At 65.1% G+C, this 18,995-nt stretch carries 17 protein-coding genes; 10 read left to right on the forward strand and 7 right to left on the reverse strand.

Annotated features, from left to right (window positions below; translation table 11 throughout):
• Positions 1–87 precede the first annotated feature (87 nt).
• Complete coding sequence (locus ACOXXX_RS06280; protein WP_422825701.1) at positions 88–1,410, reverse strand: ABC transporter substrate-binding protein; 1,323 nt, start codon at positions 1,408–1,410, stop codon at positions 88–90.
• A gap of 187 nt (positions 1,411–1,597) precedes the next feature.
• Between ACOXXX_RS06280 and ACOXXX_RS06285 the strand changes: the two genes are divergently transcribed.
• The 7 genes from ACOXXX_RS06285 (at position 1,598) to ACOXXX_RS06315 (ending at position 10,055) form a co-directional block, all read left to right on the forward strand.
• Positions 1,598–2,611 carry a LacI family DNA-binding transcriptional regulator gene (locus tag ACOXXX_RS06285; RefSeq protein WP_422825702.1) on the forward strand — a complete coding sequence of 338 codons (1,014 nt, stop codon included), beginning with the start codon at positions 1,598–1,600 and terminating at the stop codon, positions 2,609–2,611.
• Positions 2,612–2,861: 250 nt separating this feature from the next.
• Positions 2,862–3,881 (forward strand): LacI family DNA-binding transcriptional regulator, encoded by a 1,020-nt coding sequence (locus ACOXXX_RS06290; protein WP_422825703.1) that lies wholly within the window; start codon positions 2,862–2,864, stop codon positions 3,879–3,881.
• A gap of 18 nt (positions 3,882–3,899) precedes the next feature.
• Positions 3,900–5,246 carry an ABC transporter substrate-binding protein gene (locus tag ACOXXX_RS06295; RefSeq protein WP_422825704.1) on the forward strand — a complete coding sequence of 449 codons (1,347 nt, stop codon included), beginning with the start codon at positions 3,900–3,902 and terminating at the stop codon, positions 5,244–5,246.
• Between the two features lie 64 nt (positions 5,247–5,310).
• Positions 5,311–6,543 (forward strand): carbohydrate ABC transporter permease, encoded by a 1,233-nt coding sequence (locus tag ACOXXX_RS06300; RefSeq protein WP_422825705.1) that lies wholly within the window; start codon positions 5,311–5,313, stop codon positions 6,541–6,543.
• Positions 6,540–7,742, forward strand: coding sequence for a carbohydrate ABC transporter permease (locus ACOXXX_RS06305; protein WP_422825706.1), 1,203 nt, complete (start codon positions 6,540–6,542; stop codon positions 7,740–7,742). The genes ACOXXX_RS06300 and ACOXXX_RS06305 overlap by 4 nt, the downstream gene beginning before the upstream one ends.
• A gap of 22 nt (positions 7,743–7,764) precedes the next feature.
• Complete coding sequence (locus ACOXXX_RS06310; RefSeq protein WP_422825707.1) at positions 7,765–9,006, forward strand: MGH1-like glycoside hydrolase domain-containing protein; 1,242 nt, start codon at positions 7,765–7,767, stop codon at positions 9,004–9,006.
• Complete coding sequence (locus ACOXXX_RS06315) at positions 9,006–10,055, forward strand: ABC transporter ATP-binding protein (protein ID WP_422825708.1); 1,050 nt, start codon at positions 9,006–9,008, stop codon at positions 10,053–10,055. Before ACOXXX_RS06310 ends, ACOXXX_RS06315 begins: the two co-directional genes overlap by 1 nt.
• A gap of 152 nt (positions 10,056–10,207) precedes the next feature.
• On the opposite strand, the gene ACOXXX_RS06320 is transcribed toward ACOXXX_RS06315, so the two are convergent.
• The 5 genes from ACOXXX_RS06320 to ACOXXX_RS06340 are packed head-to-tail and all read right to left on the reverse strand — an operon-like array spanning position 10,208 to position 15,454.
• On the reverse strand, positions 10,208–11,137 hold the full coding sequence (locus ACOXXX_RS06320; protein WP_422825709.1) for an SMP-30/gluconolactonase/LRE family protein: 930 nt from the start codon (positions 11,135–11,137) through the stop codon (positions 10,208–10,210).
• Positions 11,134–12,063, reverse strand: coding sequence for an ABC transporter permease (locus tag ACOXXX_RS06325; RefSeq protein WP_422825710.1), 930 nt, complete (start codon positions 12,061–12,063; stop codon positions 11,134–11,136). Before ACOXXX_RS06325 ends, ACOXXX_RS06320 begins: the two co-directional genes overlap by 4 nt.
• On the reverse strand, positions 12,060–12,983 hold the full coding sequence (locus tag ACOXXX_RS06330) for an ABC transporter permease (RefSeq protein ID WP_422825711.1): 924 nt from the start codon (positions 12,981–12,983) through the stop codon (positions 12,060–12,062). Before ACOXXX_RS06330 ends, ACOXXX_RS06325 begins: the two co-directional genes overlap by 4 nt.
• Positions 12,983–14,380 (reverse strand): ATP-binding cassette domain-containing protein, encoded by a 1,398-nt coding sequence (locus ACOXXX_RS06335; protein ID WP_422825712.1) that lies wholly within the window; start codon positions 14,378–14,380, stop codon positions 12,983–12,985. Before ACOXXX_RS06335 ends, ACOXXX_RS06330 begins: the two co-directional genes overlap by 1 nt.
• Positions 14,381–14,434: 54 nt before the next feature.
• Positions 14,435–15,454 carry an ABC transporter substrate-binding protein gene (locus ACOXXX_RS06340; protein WP_422825713.1) on the reverse strand — a complete coding sequence of 340 codons (1,020 nt, stop codon included), beginning with the start codon at positions 15,452–15,454 and terminating at the stop codon, positions 14,435–14,437.
• Positions 15,455–15,698: 244 nt separating this feature from the next.
• Between ACOXXX_RS06340 and ACOXXX_RS06345 the strand changes: the two genes are divergently transcribed.
• Together ACOXXX_RS06345 and ACOXXX_RS06350 are read left to right on the forward strand one after the other, a co-directional pair.
• Positions 15,699–16,889, forward strand: coding sequence for an ATP-binding protein (locus tag ACOXXX_RS06345; protein WP_422825714.1), 1,191 nt, complete (start codon positions 15,699–15,701; stop codon positions 16,887–16,889).
• Positions 16,886–17,602 carry a response regulator gene (locus ACOXXX_RS06350; protein WP_422825715.1) on the forward strand — a complete coding sequence of 239 codons (717 nt, stop codon included), beginning with the start codon at positions 16,886–16,888 and terminating at the stop codon, positions 17,600–17,602. The genes ACOXXX_RS06345 and ACOXXX_RS06350 overlap by 4 nt, the downstream gene beginning before the upstream one ends.
• A gap of 161 nt (positions 17,603–17,763) precedes the next feature.
• Here ACOXXX_RS06350 and ACOXXX_RS06355 read toward each other — a convergent pair whose 3' ends face one another.
• Positions 17,764–18,384 (reverse strand): TetR/AcrR family transcriptional regulator, encoded by a 621-nt coding sequence (locus ACOXXX_RS06355; RefSeq protein WP_422825716.1) that lies wholly within the window; start codon positions 18,382–18,384, stop codon positions 17,764–17,766.
• A 43-nt stretch (positions 18,385–18,427) separates the two neighbouring features.
• Here ACOXXX_RS06355 and ACOXXX_RS06360 point away from each other — a divergent pair, with 43 nt between their 5' ends.
• Positions 18,428–18,877, forward strand: a complete 450-nt coding sequence (locus ACOXXX_RS06360; RefSeq protein ID WP_422825717.1) for a VOC family protein — start codon at positions 18,428–18,430, stop codon at positions 18,875–18,877.
• Positions 18,878–18,995: the final 118 nt, after the last annotated feature.

Below are 18,995 nucleotides of genomic sequence, written 5' to 3' on the forward strand. Positions count from 1 at the left end.
CGTCGAAGTGTGGAAAATGGGCCCTTGGCGACAGACAAGGGCCGCCAAGGGCGGAAGGGCCGTCAGGCAGCCCGACCAGGAGGGAGGTCAGATCTTGCCTTCATCCTCGAAGATTTCCGTCCAGTCCCGCACAAGGCCGTCCAGCGCCTCTTTCGCGGTGCCGTCACCGGCGACCACATAGTTGTGGACACGCTCCTGCATGGCCAGCAGCAGGTCGGCATAGGCGGGTTCGGCCCAGAAATCCTTTACGATCGCCATGCTGTCGAGGAAGGTCTGCGCATAGGGCTGGCTTTCGGCAAAGCCCGGGTCCTCGACCACGGCGCGCAGCGCGGAATAGCCGCCCAGTTCCCACCAGCGCGCCTGGATTTCGGGCTGCGCGAACCACTGGATGTATTCCAGCGCGGCGTCCTGCTTTTCGGAATAGGCGACAACGGAAATCCCCTGCCCGCCCAGCTGCGCGAACTGGCCCGCGGGGCCGGCCGGGTTCGGAAAGTAGCCCGAGCGGCCGCCGCCCACGTTCGGATCGGCCTCGACCCCCGGCCAGATGAAGGCAAAGTTCATCTGAAGCGCCACCTGGCCCGATTTGTAGGCGTCGATGTTTTCGCCCATGTACCAGTTGGACGACCCCGGCGGCGTCGCGGTGTCGTAAAGCTCCTTGTAGAATTCCAGACCTGCGACAGCGCCGTCGGAATTCACGTAGCCGTCGATGTCGTAGGGCTGATCCGGGTTCTCGTAGAGAAAACCGTAATTGTAGAGCGTGTTGGTCACGCCCATGGTGATCCCTTCGGAACCGCGCTCGGTATAGATTGCGGCACCATAGACGGTGGTGCCGTCGATATCGCGGCCCTGAAAGAATTGCGCGATGTCCTTGAGCTCTTCCAGCGTCGCGGGCACCTCGAGCGCGCGGCCGTATTCCGCCTGGAACGCCTCCTGAAGCTCCGGCCGCTCGAACCAGTCCTTGCGGTAGGTCCAGCCGACCACGTCGCCGAAGGCCGGCAGGGCATAGTAGTTCGGAGTGTTCTTGGGCCATTCGGCATAGCCGGTGACGGTCGCCGGGATGAAATCGGCCATGTCGATGCCGTTGGCGTTGAAGAAATCGTTCAGTTTCACGTAGTGGCCGTTTTCGGCACCGCCGCCGATCCACTGGCTGTCACCGATCATCAGATCGCACAGCTGCCCGCCCGAGTTCAGTTCGTTCAGCATCCGGTCCGCGAAGGATGTCCAGGGCACGAACTCGAAACTCATGGAATGGCCGGACTGCGCCTCGAAATCCTTGCTCAGCTCGACCAGCGCATTTGCGGGGTCCCATGCAGCCCAGCACAGCGTCAGGTCCTCAGCGGTGGCCGACGTGGCCGCCCCGCCCGCGATCAGCGCCGAAACGGCAGCAGACATCAGGTGTTTGGTCTTCATTTCAATACCCTCCCAGGTTCGCCGCCGCGGCCCTCCTGCCACGACTCGACTGATCCAAATTGGTAAATGAGGTGCGTGCCTCATATCAAGCAAAATCTGAGGTACGCACCTCATTTAGCTTGCGGAATGTTTTGAAGGATGTGAGAAAGGCATTGGAAAAAAGGAATAATCAGGAACGCCCCGCCCGATGCGCCCGACCACGAAAGACCTTGCGAAAGCCGCAGGCGTCAGCCTTGCCACGGTGGATCGCGTGCTCAACGGACGGTCGGGCGTGCGCAAGAAAACCATCGAGGCGGTCAACGACGCGATCGAGCGTATCGGGTTCGAACGCAATCAGATCGCCGCGACGCTCGCGCGGCAGCGCGCCTATCGCTTTGCTTTCATCCTACCCCGCCTGGGGGGCGAATTTCTTGACGCGATCATAGACCGGATCCGCGAATTCGAACGGATCGGTCGCGCCGAGATGATCGAAACCGAGGTCATCCGCATCGATGAGCGCGACCCGCACAAGGCGGCCCGGACATTGGGGCGGCTGTCGCCCGAGGATATCGACGGCGTCGCCATCATGGCCCCCGAAACCCCGCAGATCCGTGATGCGCTGCACCGGATGCGCGAACGCGGCATCCAGACCATCCCGTTCGTCGCCAACCAGCAGGAGGACGGTTTCGTCGGGATCAACAACCGCTCGGCCGGTGCGACGGCGGGCCGGTTGATGGGCCGGTTTCTGGGCGGCAAACCCGGGACCATCATCGCGCTGACCGAAACCACGCAGTCGCGTGACAGCCTGGAACGGCGACTTGGTTTCGATGCGATCATCAATCGCGACTATCCGGGCCTGCGCATCCTGCCGACGCTTGAAACCCACGGCGATCCAGGGCGCACGCAGCACGTTCTACGCAACGCGCTTGACGCTCATGACGACGTGGTCGGGCTGTATTTCATGGGGGCAGAGGCGCAGACCCCGATCGAAGTCGCCCGCCTGCTGAACGCGACGGCGGGCCGGGTCACCATCGTGCACGAACGCACCGCGTCGACGGAAAAGGCGCTGCATGACGGCATGATCGATGCGGTCATCCATCAGGACCCCGGACACCTGGTCAGAAGCGCCGTCCGCATCCTGCGGTCCAAATGTGAAAAGCGCACCATCCTCGCCTCGCAAGAGCGGATCCGGATCGAGATCCTGATTGCCGAAAACCTGTAAAGCGCCCATCGCTGGCGATTACCGGCACCAGCCACGGGTCGCGAAGCTTTCGCCCGACGACGCCTGACCGCTGCGTTTCTTGCCAATCAAAGCCTGTGTCTGAACCTGCCAAACGTGACTTCTCAACATGGTCCGCGCGCACCTGGCGAAGTGGGTGGCAGATGTGCCTGCGCGCGCCAACTGTGGTCGAAGGGGTTGACGAAACCGGTTTCGGAAGGTCTTATCCGTCAAAATGTCACGGGAGGGGCACATGAGTCGCAGGGTCACGCTGCGCGATCTCGCCAACGAGCTGGGGCTGTCCAAGGGCACCGTTTCGCGCGCCCTGAACGGGTATCGCGACATCAGCCCGGACACCGTGCGGCGCGTGCGCGAGGTGTCCGAGCGCATCGGCTATCGCCCGCTCGCCCTTGCGCAATCCATTCGCACCGGGCAGTCCCGATCCCTCGGCCTCGTGCTTCAGATGGAACAGCACGACGCCCAGCGCCCCTTTCTGGCCGAGTTCCTGCGCGGGATCACGCGCACCGTCTCGGCGCAGAACTGGACCCTCACCATGGCGACGGCGGAAAGCGAAGAGGAAGGTCTCGACACCTATCTTCGCCTCATCGCCGAACGAAAGGCGGATGGGTTCATCCTGCCGCGGACCCAGCGCCAGGACCCCAGAATCGCCCTGCTGCGCGATGCAGGCTGCCCCTTCGTTCTGTACGGACGGACAGAGGACAGCGCCGATTGCGCCTGGTTCGACATTCGCGGCGGGCGGGCCATGCAGCAGGCCGTCGCGCGGCTGGTCGGGTTCGGGCACCGGCGCATCGCCTTTGTCGGTGCCGACCCGATCTACACCTACGCCACCAAGCGGCTTGACGGCTACCAGCAGGGGATGGCCGAGGCCGGGTTGCCGCCCCGCGCCACCTGCGGCCATGTGACGGCGGCCGACGGCGGGCGCGCCCTGTGCGCGCTGCTCGACGGGGACGATCCGCCGACGGCGGTGATCTGCGCCACCGATCTGTTGGCGACCGGCGCGGTGCGTGCGGCCCAGGGGCGCGGTCTGGCCATGGGGCGGGATTTGTCGATCATCGGCTATGACGGCAGCCGCGAGGGCCAGAACCTCGACCCGCCCCTGACCAGTTTTGCGGTCGATCAGACCGCAGCGGGCGCACGGCTGGCAGAGTTGCTGATCGCCCGGATCGGCGGCGCCGATCCACAAGACCTGCGGGAAACGGCGGATGCCGTCCTGCGAGAGGGCGGAACCGATGGTCCGCCACGGACCGAATAATTCAATGGGAGGACCAAGATGAAGAGCAAGACACTGACCCGCGCCCTGATGGGCACCGCGCTGACGACGCTGATGGCGTTGCCGGCCGCGGCCGATATCCGCTTTTGGACGACCGAGGAACAGCCCGAGCGGCTTGAGCGGCAACAGCAACTCGCGGCCGATTTCGAAGCACAGTCGGGCATCGCGGTCGAGGTGATCCCCGTCACCGAAAGCGATCTTGGCACACGCGCGACCGCCGCGTTCGCCGCGGGCGACCTGCCCGACGTGATCTATCACACGCTGCAATATTCCCTGCCCTGGGTCGAGGCCGGGATCCTGGATGCCGAAATGGCGACCGAGGTGATCGAAAACCTGGGCCCCGATACCTTTGCCCCCGGCGCGCTGGAATTCGCCGCGACCGAGGATGGATACGCGGCCGTCCCGGTCGACGGCTGGACGCAGATGATCCTGTATCGCAAGGACCTGTTCGAGGAGAACGGGCTTGAGCCGCCAACGACCTACGCCGCCGTGACCGCGGCGATCGAGGCGCTGCACAACCCGCCCGAGATGTTCGGCTTTGTCGCCGCGACCAAGGTGGACGAGAATTTCATGAGCCAGGTGCTGGAGCATGTGTTCCTGGCCAACGGCGCAAGCCCGGTGGGCTCCGACGGCTTCACCGGCTTTGACGAGGCGGCGACGGTCGAAGTGCTGGAATTCTACAAGACGCTCGCCGAGGCTTCCCCGCCGGGTGAACTCTACTGGGACCAGTCCCGCACGCTCTATTTCGCGGGGGATGCGGCGATGATCATCTGGTCTCCCTTCATCCTCGATGAACTCGCGGGTCTGCGCGACAGCGCCCCGCCCACGATCAACGACGATCCGACCTCGACCGAACTGGCGTCGAAGACAGGGATCGTCACGAGCTTTGCCGGGCCGTCGAACCCCGACGGGGCCGCCTGGGCCGACGTGCGCTATTTCGGGATCACGGCGGATGCGGATTTCGACGAGGCGCAGGCCTTTGTCGAATTCTCCATGAGCGACGGCTACACCCAGACCCTGTCCATCGCGCCCGAAGGCAAGTTCCCGGTGCGCCGCGGCACGCAGGACAACCCTGAAGAGTTCATCGAGGCCTGGGCCGAACTGCCCGTCGGGGTGGATCGCAAGGCGCCGCTGGCCGAGCTTTACGACCCCGCGATGATCGACGAGATCGTCGCAGGGCTCGATACCGCGCAGCGGTGGGGCATCGCGGACGGACAGCTCGCGCTGGCCTCCAAGATCGTCAACAGCCAGGTGATCAACCGCGTCGTGCGCCAGTACATCGACGGCGAGATCGAGGCGAGCGCCGCCGTTCAGCAGATGAACGACGAACTGGCCAACATCGAGTGACGAGACGGGACGCGCGCGGGATCCGACCCGCGCGCATCCTCACCCAAGGGCAAAGGAGACAGGGATGACGGACGCCGTTCCACCAAAAGGCCGCGGTCCGCTGGCCCGGCGCGAGGCGCGGCTGGCCTGGAGCCTGCTGGCGCCGACGGTCGCCATCGTCTCGGCGGTTGTCGTCCTGCCCCTGCTCGCGATCTTCTGGATTTCATTCAAACCGGTGGGTCTGGCCGATCTGCGCCCGCCCGCCCCTGTCGTCCGTGAAAGCCTGCGCGGGGACGAAGAGGACCTGCGCGTGCAGTACCGGCTGCGCAACTCGTCTCAGGACATCGCCATTTCGGACGTGACGATCACCGACACCCTGCCGCCCGGCCTCTCTGTCCGGACCGCGGACGACCGGTGCGAGGTATCAGGGGCCGAGATTTTCTGCGACCTCGGAGAGCTGGAGCCCGGCGGCCGGGACGAGATCGAGCTTTTCGTGTCGGCCGAGGGCGACCCGGAGGCCTTTGAGGACGACGTCGAAGCCAGCGCCCCCGACGTCACCGGCACAGCGCCCAACATCCTTACGAATGCCGAATTCACGCTGGAAAATTTCGTCCGCATCTTTGACGGCGACGAATTCTGGGGCGTGCTGGGCGTGACGCTATTCTATGCAACGGTCGGCACAATCGGTGCGCTGGTCGTCGGCCTTTTCGCCGCGCTGCTGCTCGACCGGTCGTTCCGCGGCCAGGGCATCCTGCGCGGGCTTTACCTTTTCCCCTATGTCGCGCCGGTGATCGCGGTGGCCTTCACCTGGGTGATCCTGTTCGATCCGTTTTCGGGCTCGGCCAATGCGCTGCTGATCCGCATGGGCGTGACCGAAAACGCCATCAACTTCTTCGGTGACAGGCCACTGGCGCTGATCATGGTCACCGTGTTCGAGATCTGGCGCTACTTCCCGCTGTCGTTCCTCTTTATCCTCGCGCGGATGCAGTCGATCCCCGAGGACATGTACGAGGCGGCAGACATGGACGGTGCCTCGCCGTTCCAGAAGTTCTGGTTCCTGTCGTTGCCGCAGCTTCTGGGCATCCTGTCGGTGCTGTTCCTGCTGCGCTTTATCTGGACCTTCAACAAGTTCGACGACATCTTTCTTCTGACCGGTGGTAATGCGGGCACGCGGACGCTGACCGTCAATGTCTATGAACAGGCCTTCGCGGTGTCGAACATCGGCGCGGGCGCGGCGGTGGCGGTGGTGATCTTTGGCTGCCTGCTGCTCTTCTCGGTCTTCTTCTTCAAGGTCATCAGCCGGGAGGAAGGGCTATGAACGTGCTTCGCCACGGATACCTTACTGCCGCGATCCTCGGCATCCTCTGGACCTTTACGGTCGCCGTCACGGTTGCGGTCGCCATGTCGTTCCTGACCGGGGCGGCGTTCCGCCCGTCCCTGCTTTTCTCGGCGGTGGCGGGCGCGCTGGCAGGGGTGGCCTGCCTTTGGGGGCGGCCTGGCGCCGGGATCGCGGCACTTGGGCTGCTGGCCATCGGGCTGGTTGGCCTCGGGCCGGTCCAGACCGGTGAGGTGGGCCTGCTGTCGCGTGTGATCGGCCATGTACTTGCCGCCGCCGCCACGGTCGCGGGGCTGCACGGGTTTCTGCGCGGCCTGCCCAAGGGCGCTCTCACCCGGCACGAGTTCGAGGATGCCGTCATCCGCTTCCTGACCGGGTTCGGCTATGTCTTCTTTACCGCCATTGTCGCCATTCCGTTTTACGTGATGGTGATGACAAGCCTGAAGAACCAGCAGCAGCTGGTGCAGAACCCGCTCGACTTCAGCATCGATCTTTCGCGCGGCTGGGGCCTTTTCGACAGCTACGTGGAGCTGCTGACGGTGTTCAACTTCGCCTCCTACCTCTGGACAAGTTTCTACGTCGCGGTGCTGACCGTGCTTCTGACGCTCGCCTTTTCGATCCCCGGCGCCTATGCGGTGGCGCGGATGCGGTTTCGCGGGGCTGCGGTATTTTCGCGGGGGATCCTGCTGATCTACATGGTGCCGATGATCGTCTTGGCGCTGCCGATCTACATCGGCTACTCGATGATCGGCCTGCGAAACTCGGTCCTGGGGATCGTGCTGATCTATCCGGTCACCACCATTCCCGTCGCGCTCTACATGCTGCAGGGTTACTTTCGCGGACTGCCGGCCGAGGTGGAGGAAGCGGGGCTGATGGACGGGCTGTCGCGCCTCGCCGTGATCTGGAAGATCACCCTGCCGCTGTCCCTGCCCGCGCTCGCCTCGGTGTCGCTCTATGTCTTCATGATCGCCTGGAACGAATTCCTGCTCGCGTTCATGCTGCTCGACGATCCGTCGAAATTCACCCTGACACGCGGCATCGCCTCTCTCAACAGTTCCGAAATCCCGCGTCAGCACCTGATGGCCGGATCGGTCATTGCGACCGTGCCGATCATGGCGATCTTCCTCGGGCTCGAAAGGTTCATGACGCGCGGCCTGACCGCCGGTTCGGTGAAGGGATGACCCCAGTGAAAAGGACAGCGACATGACCGACACCGACCTTGACGCGATGGCCCGCGATATCCTGACCGCGAATGACCGGGGCGGCTACACGATCCCGACCGCAGGGCTTTATCCGTTCCAATGGAACTGGGACTCGGCCTTTGCCGCCTGGGGGTTTTCGACCTTCGACGCGGACCGCGCGTGGACCGAACTGGAAACCCTGTTCTCGGCCCAGTGGCCCGGCGGCATGGTCCCGCACATCATCTTTCACAAGCCGGATGACGGCTATTTCCCGGGGCCCGATGTCTGGGCAAGCGGAACGATGCCCGCCACCTCGGGCATTTCGCAACCGCCCGTGGCGGCGATCCTTGCCCGGCTGATCCATGATCGCGTCGGCGGCACGGTCCGGCTGCGCGCGCTTTATCCGAAACTTCTGGCCTGGCACCGCTGGTGGCGCGAAAGCCGGATGGCGCATGGCATCGCCTGCATAGCCCACCCGTGGGAATCCGGGCGCGACAATTGCCCGGACTGGGACCCGGGCATGGCCAATGTCGACACCACGGGTATCGGGCCTTACCAGCGCCGCGACACCGGCCACGTGGATGCCGCCATGCGCCCCGGCAAAGAGGATTACGACCGCTACCTGGCGATGGTGAAGTTCGGGCGGGACTGCGGCTGGGATCAGGCAAAGATCCGCGACGACGGCCCGTTCCTGATGGGCGATCCGGCGATCACCTTCATCCTGATCCGTGCCAATCGCGACCTTGCCGCCATCGCAGAGGACCTGGGCGAGGACGGCGCCGAGCCCGCCGCCTGGGCCGATGAGATGGAGGCCGCGCTGCCCTGGCTTTGGAGCGATGAGCTTCAGGCCTATGCAGCGCGCGACGTGCGCACCGGCACCTTCGCCAGCGCCATATCCTCGGGTGCGGCTCTAGGGCTGCTGGCCGGGGTTGAGAACGCGCAGATGGAAGAAAAGCTTGCCGCGATGTGGGACCGCGTCCGCTACGGCATCCCGTCGAACGATCCCGCAGCGCCCAGCTTTGAACCGCGCCGCTACTGGCGCGGGCCGACCTGGCCCGTGGTCAACGCGCTGATCGCCGTGGGTCTGACATCCGCCGGTCGCCATGCGGACGAGGCCCGCCTGCGCCGCGAAACCGCCGAGCTGATCCGCACCGGCGGGTTTTTCGAATATTTCGACCCGATGGACGGCACGGCCTGCGGCGGGGACAAATTCACATGGACGGCCGCCATCTGGCTGGCCTGGGCCAACAGGGAGGATGCGTGATGGGGGCGATCCAGCTCAACCAAATCGAAAAGTGGTTCGGGGAGGTGCAGGTCATCAAGGGCATCGACCTCGAGATCGCGGATGGCGAATTCGTCGTCTTCGTCGGCCCTTCGGGCTGCGGCAAGTCGACCCTTTTGCGGATGATCGGCGGGCTTGAGGAAATCAGCCGCGGCAACTTGGTGATCGACGGGCGCGACGTGACCTCGGATCCGCCGTCAAAGCGCGGCCTGTCGATGGTGTTCCAAAGCTACGCGCTCTATCCTCATATGTCGGTGCGCGACAACATGGGCTTTTCGCTAAAGACCGCTGGCGCGCCGAAATCGGAAATCACAGAAAAGGTGGATGACGCCGCGCGCATCCTGAAGCTTGGCGACTACCTCGACCGACGCCCCAAGGCGCTGTCGGGCGGACAGCGCCAGCGCGTGGCCATCGGGCGGTCGATCGTGCGCGACCCCACCGCGTTCCTTTTCGATGAGCCGCTGTCCAACCTCGATGCCGCATTGCGGGTCGAGATGCGCTATGAGATCGCGAAGTTGCACCAGACCCTGGGCCGCACGATGATCTATGTCACCCACGACCAGGTCGAGGCGATGACGCTGGCCGACCGGATCGTGGTGCTTGAATTCGGGACCATCGCGCAGGTCGGTACCCCGCGCGAACTGTACGAAAGGCCCGCGAATCTGTTCGTTGCCGAGTTCATCGGCTCGCCCGCGATGAACATCCTGCCCTGCGTTGCAAACGACGGCGGCCTTGCGCCGAAGGGGGGCCGCCCGATCCCCGGCAGCGCGGGGCGCTCCGGCGCCGTCAAGATCGGCGTGCGGCCCGAAGATCTGGATGCGGTCGCCCCAGGCGAAGGGATGATCGATGCCGAGGTCGAGGTCGTGGAATACCTTGGCGCCGACAGTTTCCTGATCCTCGCCACGCAGGAGGCGGGCCAGATCACCCTGCGCACGGACGGCACAACGCGGGCCAAACCGGGCGACAAGATGGGTCTTTCGCTGAATGGGACGCTCCACGCGTTCGACGCCTCGGGACAGGCTTTGCGCTGAGGCCACCGGAAGCGCTATGGCGGCCCAAGTGTCGGTCACTCACAGTCCGTCGCAACCAACGATAACGGCAACAACTCCTTTTCCTACCGGACAGGTCTGAAGATGCACGAGACCAGCACCGGGCTGGTAGGCTTCGCGTCGTCCCCTGCCGATCAATGCCCCGCGCCGCAGGTCCAGGGCTCGGCCCCTTCCGCATCGACAAAGACACGATAGACCGACCGGGTGGCCGTGATGAACATCCGCCGACCATCCCGCCCGCCGAAGCACAGGTTCGACACGGTTTCGGGGACCAGGATCTTGCCCAGCAACGTGCCGTCGGGCGCAAAGCAATGCACACCGTCCGCCGCGGATGACCACAGGTTGCCGGCCCGGTCACAGCGCATCCCGTCCGGCAGGCCTGCGTCGATGGTGGCAAAGACGCCACGGTCGATCAGACGGTCGCCCTGCACCGCGAACTGTCGGATCACCGACGGGACGGAGTCGTCATGGCTCGACCCGCTTTCGGCGATATAAAGAAGCCTTTCATCCGGCGAAAAGCACAGCCCGTTCGGCTGGATGAAATCGTCAACCACCACGGTCATCTCGCCCAAAGGCGAGATACGGAACACGTTCCGCGCGTCCTGCTCGGGCGCGCTGCGATAGCCCTCGAAATCCGAGATGATGCCATAGGTCGGATCGGTGAACCACACCGCCCCGTCCGAACTGACCACCACATCGTTGGGCGAATTCAGCCGTTTGCCCTGCCAGCGGTCGGCCAGCACCGTCAGCCGCCCATCGTGGTCGGTGCGCACCACGTCGCGCGGGCCGTGCCTGCAGCCGATCAGCCGCCCCTGCGTGTCGCGGGTGTTACCGTTGTTGAACCCGCTGTCTGCCCGGTACAGCGTCACGCCGGTCGTCTGGGACCACTGCATGATCCGGCGTGACGGGATGTCGGAAAACAGCAGCGCGTCGCGATCCCCGAACCAGACGGGGCCCTCGGTCCAGGTGAACCCTTCGGCGATACGCTCCAACCGCGACATCGGATGGACCAGCGCGCGAAACCGGTCGTCACAAACCTGCAGATGCGGGGGAAGGGTGATCATGGGCGGCTCCTTCGGGTGCTGGCGGCGATGACGATGGCGATGATGATGGCACCGGTGAGCACGCTTTTGACGCCCGCCCCCGCGCCATAGCTGTTGAGCATCGACACCACGAGAAACATGAACAGCGACGCGCCGATCACACCCGGCACGTTCGAATTCCCCCCGGCGATCGAACTGCCGCCGATCACGACGACGGCGATGGACATCAGCAGGTATTCCGCCCCCATGTTCAGCGCAGCGCCCCCGGAAAAGCTGCTGAGAAGAAAGCCCGCCAGCGCCGCGAACACGGCCACGGCGATATAGGTCGCCGCGCGCACCGCCTGCACCGGCACCCCCGCCAGCCGGGCCGCGCGCAGGTTCTGACCGGACGAGAGCAACCAGCGCCCCCAGACGGCCCGTTCGAGCATCAGCCAGACCGCCACGGCCAGCGCCAGTGTCACCCATGCCACATTCGGCACGCCCAGCAGGCGGCCCGTAGCGAAATCCGCCAGCCCATCGGGCGGTTTGATCCGCAAACCGCGGTTCGACCAGATCGCCACCGATTGATAGATCAGCGATGCCGCCAGCGTGGCGATGATCGGCGGCAACCGCAGCAGCCAGATCAGTGCAAAATTCGCGCAGCCCACTGCCAGCCCGACCCCGAGTGCCACGATCAGCCCCAGCCACGCGGTACCGGGGTCCGAGCCCATCGCCTTGAGCGCAAGGGTGCCCGCCAGCGTCATGGTCGCGGGGATCGACAGATCGACATTGCCCGGCCCGAGCGTGATCACCAGCATCTGCCCCATGCCGACGATGGCCGCGAAAGCGCCGAAGCTGAGCGCCGCATAGGCCAGCTCTCCGGCCCCGCGCCCCGAGGTTAGAAACAGCGTCGCGCCGAAGGCCAGCGCCGCGGCGGCCCAGGCCCAGACCCAGGGTTTCACGTTCATGCCGCCGCCCCCTTGCGCGAAAACAGCAACCGCGCGGTCAACACCAGGATCAGGATCGCGCCCTGCGCGCCGATCTGCCAGTCCGGCGACAGGCGCAGGAACGACAGGAAGGACGCGGCAAGGGTGAGCGTCAATGCACCGATGACCGCGCCCACCGGGCTGACCTTGCCGCCGGTGAACTCTCCGCCGCCAAGGATCACGCCGGCGATGGACAAGAGCGTGTAACGCAGCGCGATATTCGCATCGGCCGAGGTCGTCAGACCCACCAGCGCCATGCCGGCGAGCACGCCAAAGAGCCCCGCCAGGCCGTAGGCTGTCGCCTTCAACATCGTCACGTTCCAGCCCGCCCGCGCGATGGAGCGCGCGTTGCCACCCACCCCGCGCAGCACGGTGCCCAACCGGGAACGGATCACCAGCACATGCGTCACCGCCGCGATCAGCACCGCCGCCAGCACAGCCATCGGCACAAGTGGCGGCTTGACCGTCATCAGCGTGCGGATCCATCCGGGCGCCGCTCCGCCCGGGGTCGGCAGGATAAAGAGCGCCAGCCCGCCCCAGACAAACGACATACCCAGCGTCACCACGATGGCGGGCAGCTCCAGCCTGTGGATCACCGCGCCCATCACGGCATAACTGGCGACCAGTCCGAGCAGGATCAGCAGCCCCAATAGCGGCGTGTCGTTGAGGTAGGTCGCCGTGATGCAGGCCGCGAGGCTGACGAAGGCGCCGAGCGACAGGTCGATGTCGTTGACCATGATGATCATCATCTGGGCAATCGTTGCCAGCGCGATCGGCACGGCCAGGTTGAAGAGCAGGTTCAGCCCGAAATAGCTCATCGCGCGCGGCTGCATCCAGAAGGTCGCGGCCAGCAGCACGGCCAGTGATACGACCGGCAGGATGATTCGATACCTGGACAGCATCACGACGCCTCCTGCATTTCGAACGAGGCTTCGAGAATACGTTCCTCGGTGATCTGGTCGCCCGTCAGTTCGGCGCTGATCTTGCCGTTGCGGAACACGAAGACGCGGTCGCACTGACAGACCTCTTCGGTCTCGGTCGAATACCACAGAAACGTCCGTCCCTTCGCGGCCTCGGCGCGGATCATGGCATAGACGTCCTGCTTGGTGCCGACATCCACGCCGCGCATCGGGTCGTCCATCACGACAATGGGCGCGTCCGACGCCAGCGCACGGGCGAACAGGACCTTTTGCTGGTTGCCGCCCGACAGCGACAGGATCGGGTTGGTCAGGTCGTCGGTACGGATGCCGATCCGCGCCTTCCAGTCCTCGGCCAGCTTTCGCTCGGCGGCACGGTCCACCAGCCCGCGCCCGAGAACGGAGATCGAGATATTGCGCAGGATCGACCAGAGCGGCAGCAGACCGTCGCGCGGCCTGTCGCCCGCAACGAAAACCGCCTTGGCACCCATGCCGCCGCACCAGTCCGAACTGAGCGACAGGTAAAGCCGCGCCAGCGCCGCTGCCTGCCCGTGACCGGCCAGCCCCGAAAGGCCCACCACCTCGCCACGCCGCGCCTGCAGGCCCTCGGCCCGCAGGATCACATTGCCCGGCGCGCTTCCGGCGGCGTGGCTGGCGGCCCCTTCGGTCGCGACGTGCCCCATGGCATCGACAAGCCCGGCCCGGGTGAATGCTGTGGCGGGTCGATCCGCGACAACCTTGCCATCCTTCAGAACGACGATGCGGCTCGACACCTCGAACACCTCGCCCAGCATATGAGAGATGAAGATCGCAGCACCGCCTTGCGCGCAAAAGGCGCGGATATGTGCCAGCAGCTGCCGCGCAATCCCTTCGTCCAGCGAACTGGTCGGCTCGTCCAGGATCACCAGCCGGGCCCGGCCTCCGCGCGGCGCGAATCCGATGGCGATTTCGACCATCTGCCGCTCCGCGATGCTCAGGCTGTCGACCTCGGCGTCGGGGGCGATTCCGTGACCCGGAAAGACCGTGTCCAGTGCGGCGCCGATCTCGGCCCGCGCGGGGCGGCGCCATCCCGCGCCCTTGAGCGCCGGATGGGCCATTGCCAGATTTTCCGCCACGGTCAGGTTCGGGCAGAGCGACAATTCCTGAAAGACCGAGCGCAGACCGCCTGCGCCGCCGGGAAAGTCGACAACGCCAGAGGACGGCCCGAAGGTGCCGTTGATCAGGTTCACCAGGGTCGATTTACCCGCGCCGTTGTGCCCGACAAGTCCAAGGCATTCGCCCGGCGCGACTGCCAGTGTCACGCCGTCAACCGCCCTGACCGGGCCGAAATGCTTGGCCGCATCGCGCAACGCGACCACGGCGCGCTTGTCTGTTTCGTTCATGTCGATCCCAGATGGCACGACGGCTCCGCGCGCGGTCCGGCGCGGAGCCATTGGTCACTTCGCGTCGGCAATGACGCCCTGCGCATCCTCGAGCGAATAGGACACGTTTGCCACGGACCCTTCGGGCGTGGTTTCAAGCGCTGCGTCCAGACCGTCCTGCGTGATCTTGAGGAACGGCACGGTCAGGTCCTTGGGCACCTCTTCACCAGCAAGGATCTGCTGCGCCACCCAGAACGCCAGCGATGCGACGCCCGGGGCGATCGACAGCGACATGGTCTCGTAGCCGTTGGCGTCGCGCTGTTCGGCCCACCATTTCAATTCGTCCTGCCGGTTGCCCAGAACGATCAGCGGGGTCGGACGGCCTGCGGCGTCAAACGCCTGCGCCGCGCCGTAGCCGTCGCCGCCCTGCGTGACCACGCCGACGATCTCGGGCAGCGACGGCAGAATACCCGCCACGGCCTTTTGCGCCACGTCCTGCGCCCAGTCGCCATGGACCGAGCCGACGATCTCGAACTGGCCGTGTTCGGCCACGCCTTCGTGGATGCCTTTGGAAATCTCGTCATCCACGAACACACCGGCAAGGCCGCGGATCTCGAGCAGATTGCCGCCGTCGGGCAGGCGGGTGGCGAGGTAGTTGACCTCCTCCCGGCCCATCGCAGCGAAATCGACCGCGATCCGCCAGGCGCAGGGTTCGGTGACGATCCCGTCAAAGCTGACGACCGTCACGCCTGCGTCACAGGCTTCCTTGACCGCCCCGTTCAGCGCCGACGGCGACGCCGCGTTCAGCACGATGGCGTCATAGCCCTGCAGAATCATGTTCTGAATCTGCGCGGCCTGTTCCGTCGCCTGGTTTTCGGACGTGGTAAAGGCATCCGCAGCGGCAACGATCCCGTCATCCACGGCCTGCGTCCCGGTGTCTTCAAAGGTTTGCAGCATCGCCTGCCGCCAGGAATTGCCGGCATAGTTGTTCGACAGGGCGATCCGCTTGTCTGATGTGGATCCAAGATGGCTTCCGGCCTGCACAGCCCCCGCCAGCAGGGCCAGCGTGGCTGCGCCCGTGAGTAAGGTCTTCATGGTTTCCTCCCTTTCGCGCCAGATTGCGCGCTCTCCATCCCCGGTCGAGTTCTGCCGTTCGGTGCCGGGACTGCGGCGGATGGTGCCGGGGGCCGGAGGACCTGTAAAGGCGTGCAGCCGCAGACTTGTTGCACGAACCCGCAACCGGGTTGCGGGTTCGGGTGTTTTCTTTTGGCCGATATGCGCGCAGACTTGCGGGATCGCGCAAAGCAGCCCGGACAAAGCTGCATGCGACGGAGGACACATGACACCGCAGACCGCGCCCCGTTTCACCCCCGATCCACCGGAGACCGCCCTGGCGCGGATCGCGGGCCGCCTGTCCGAAGAGACCGACATCGCCGCCGCCCTTGGCGCGGTCGAGGACGATATCGCCCGGCTCATTCCCTTCGTGCATTGCGACGTCTGCCTGCTCGACCGCCCCGGCTGGGTCGTCAGCCACGAGGTCGGCATTCGCACCCGCTGGTCCCGCGCCTCGGGCCGCGTCGATCATGCGCCGATCCGCGACCTGCTGCTGGGCCGGTGCGACCACATGCTGACCGAGGACGCCACCTGCGACCCGCGCTATACCTATCCCGGCGCGTCCTGCGAGCCGATCCTGAACCACAACCTGCGCAGCCGCGTGAACGTGCCGCTGCGGGTGATGGGGGATGTGATCGGCACGTTGAACCTTTCGGACGTCCGGATCGGGGTCTACGATAGCGCGACAGTCGCGCTGGCGCAGAAGATCGCCGACATTCTGGCGCCGTCCTTCCATATCCTGCATCTGGCCGAGCGCGCCCGCCGCACCGGCCGGGCGCCCGAAGCGGGCCGCGCCTCGGAAGAGGGGCTGCGCCGCGGCGCGCTGGAACTGACGCAGGCGCTGGAACAGGAACGCCAGCGCGTCGGGATGGACCTGCACGATCAGACGCTGGCCGATCTGTCGCGCTTGCTGCGCGAGGTCACGGCCGAACCGCCCCTGCCGCGCGATACCCTGGCCCGCCATCTGCGCGACACCATCACCGACCTGCGCCGCATCATCGACGAGGCGGTACCGACCTTGCTGGATCTCTTCGGCTTTGCCCATGCGGTGCGGGTGCATCTGGAACGCGCCGCCGGCAATGCGTCGATCGCGCTGACTGTCGTGGACCGGACCGAAGGCGCGCCCGATCTGCTGCCTCCGACCGTGCGCAGCGCGCTGTTCCACATCACCCAGGAGGCGATCAACAACGCCACCCGCCATGCCGACGCCAGCCGCGTCACCGTCACGATCGACAAGCCCACCGCCACCACGCTGAGCGTCAGCGTGCGCGACAACGGCTGCGGCATCCCCGCCAGCCCGGCACGGCAATCGGGCCTGATGCATATGCGGACCCGCGCCCGGCTGATTTCAGCCGGGCTCGAGATTGTGCCGGACCACGGTACGCTGGTGCGCGTCACGCTCCGGGTGCACGCATGAAGGTGCTGTTGGTCGAGGATGATCAGTTCCACGCCTCCTACATGGAGGATGTCCTGGTCGAGACCCTGCCCGAGGTCACGCAGATCTTTCACGCGCTGCACGGCAACGAGGCCGAACACGAGGCCCGCGCCATGGGCATAGAGGCGGTGGTCATGGACCTGCGGATGTCCCAGCGCAACGGGATCGAGGCGGCCCGCACGCTGTGGCAGGAACGCCCGGAGACCCGCATCCTGTTCTGGTCCAACTACGCGGACGAGGCGTATCTGCGCGGCATTTCGGCCATCGTGCCCGAGGACAGCGCCTATGGCTACCTGCTGAAAACCGCGCCTCGGGATCGTCTGAAACTGGCCCTGCGCGCGGTGCTGGTCGAGGGCCAGATCATGGTCGACCGCGAAATCCACCGCTTGCAACGGGCAAAGGCCTCGCCGCGCAATGCGCTGGACGACAGCGAATATGCCGTGCTGCTCGATCTGGCCATCGGCCTGCAGGACAAGCTGATCGCCGAACGGCGCGGCATGTCGCTGCGCACCGTGCAGAACCGGCTGTTGTCGCTTTATGAAAAGCTGGGCGTCGACGACGAGGCGGACCCCGGAACGCCGATCAACAAACGCGTCAGGGCGCTGAACCGGGCCCTGGTCATGCGGATGCTGAACATAGAAACCCTGGAGGCCGCACAGCGGGATTTCGACCATTGGCAGGCAGAGCGAGCCTGACCCACGGCAGGACTGCCCTTCGGATCGCCAGTTTTTCTACAGTTTCAGTCGCGTGTCGGGGAACTGCAGAAATTGATGTCAGCCGACGGACCAACAGCCTCTGCAGCATTTTGAGGGACCTTGGGACCGTCACTGCGAACATGGCCGTCTATCCCGATCCTTCACGACCGGTCGGCTTGCAGATGCCGCGCCGACCTGAGCGACAGCAAGATGGCGTCAAGCACCTCCAGATGCTCGACCGGATCATCCCCTTCCGAAACGGCCAGGGCGGACCGGTCGAACAGGGCGGACATCTGCTTTGTCAGTGCCTTTAGGGGGAGCTTTCTGATCTCCCCAGCGTCCATTGCCTCGGCCAGGCCCAATCGCAAGGTGTCTGCGGAGGTGCGTTGATCGATCTCGTCAAGCTCTGCGCGCCCCAGAACGGCCGGACCGTCACGAAGCATGATCCGAACGCGTCCCTTGTCGCTCATCGCCGCGAGAAAACCGCGGCTCCCTTTCCGCAGTGCATCGAGGGCCGAGCCCGGCGCCGACCCGGCCGCCCGGGTGATTTCCTCGGCGACCGCGCGATATTCCTCTGTGATGACAGCACGGAAGACCGCTGTCTTGTCCTCGAAGTGATGGTAGAGGGCACCGCGCGTGACACCTGCGGCCCGTACGATTTCGGGTGTGGAGGTTTCGGCATATCCCCTCTCGGCGAACAACGATCTGGCTGCGGTCAGCAATGCCGCGCAGGTTGCTTCCGTGCGGTCCTTGTTGGACCGGATCTTGGATTTTTCTTGCATACATACAGCCTGTATGTTTAAAAATCATTTACATACAGACAGTATGTATTTTCTCTGGAGGCGCAAGATGAAATGCACGCAATACTACCCCGTCATCCAAACGAACGAGGTACAGGCAACCAAGGCGTTCTATGTCGACCACTTCCGCTTCAAGGTCGCCTTCGACGCGGACTGGTACTGCCACCTGCAGTCGAGCGAGGATCCCAACGTCAACCTCGCGATCCTGAAAGGCGATCACGAAACCATCCCCGCCGAAGGGCGCGGGTCGACCGGGTGCCTGATCCTCAACTTCGAGGTTGAAGACGTTGACGCAGAGTACCGGCGAGCCGAAAACGCGGGTCTGCCAATCCTGAAGCCCCTGACGGACGAAGCCTTTGGTCAAAGACACTTCATCACCTGCGATCCGAACGGGGTCCTGCTCGATGTGATCAAACCTATTCCGCCCGTCGGTCAGTTCGTCGATCAATATGCCGCCGACGCGCTGCCCACCTGATAAATGCGGGGCGCGCGCGTGATGAAAACCCGGGTATCGCGGTGAACGGCTGCCACAAAAGCCGTTCACCCCCCCAAACAACACCGCCCCGTTGCGACCAACCCCCCCCGGAACCGGT

The sequence above is a fragment of the Thalassococcus sp. BH17M4-6 genome (assembly GCF_049323015.1).
GTDB lineage: Bacteria > Pseudomonadota > Alphaproteobacteria > Rhodobacterales > Rhodobacteraceae > Puniceibacterium.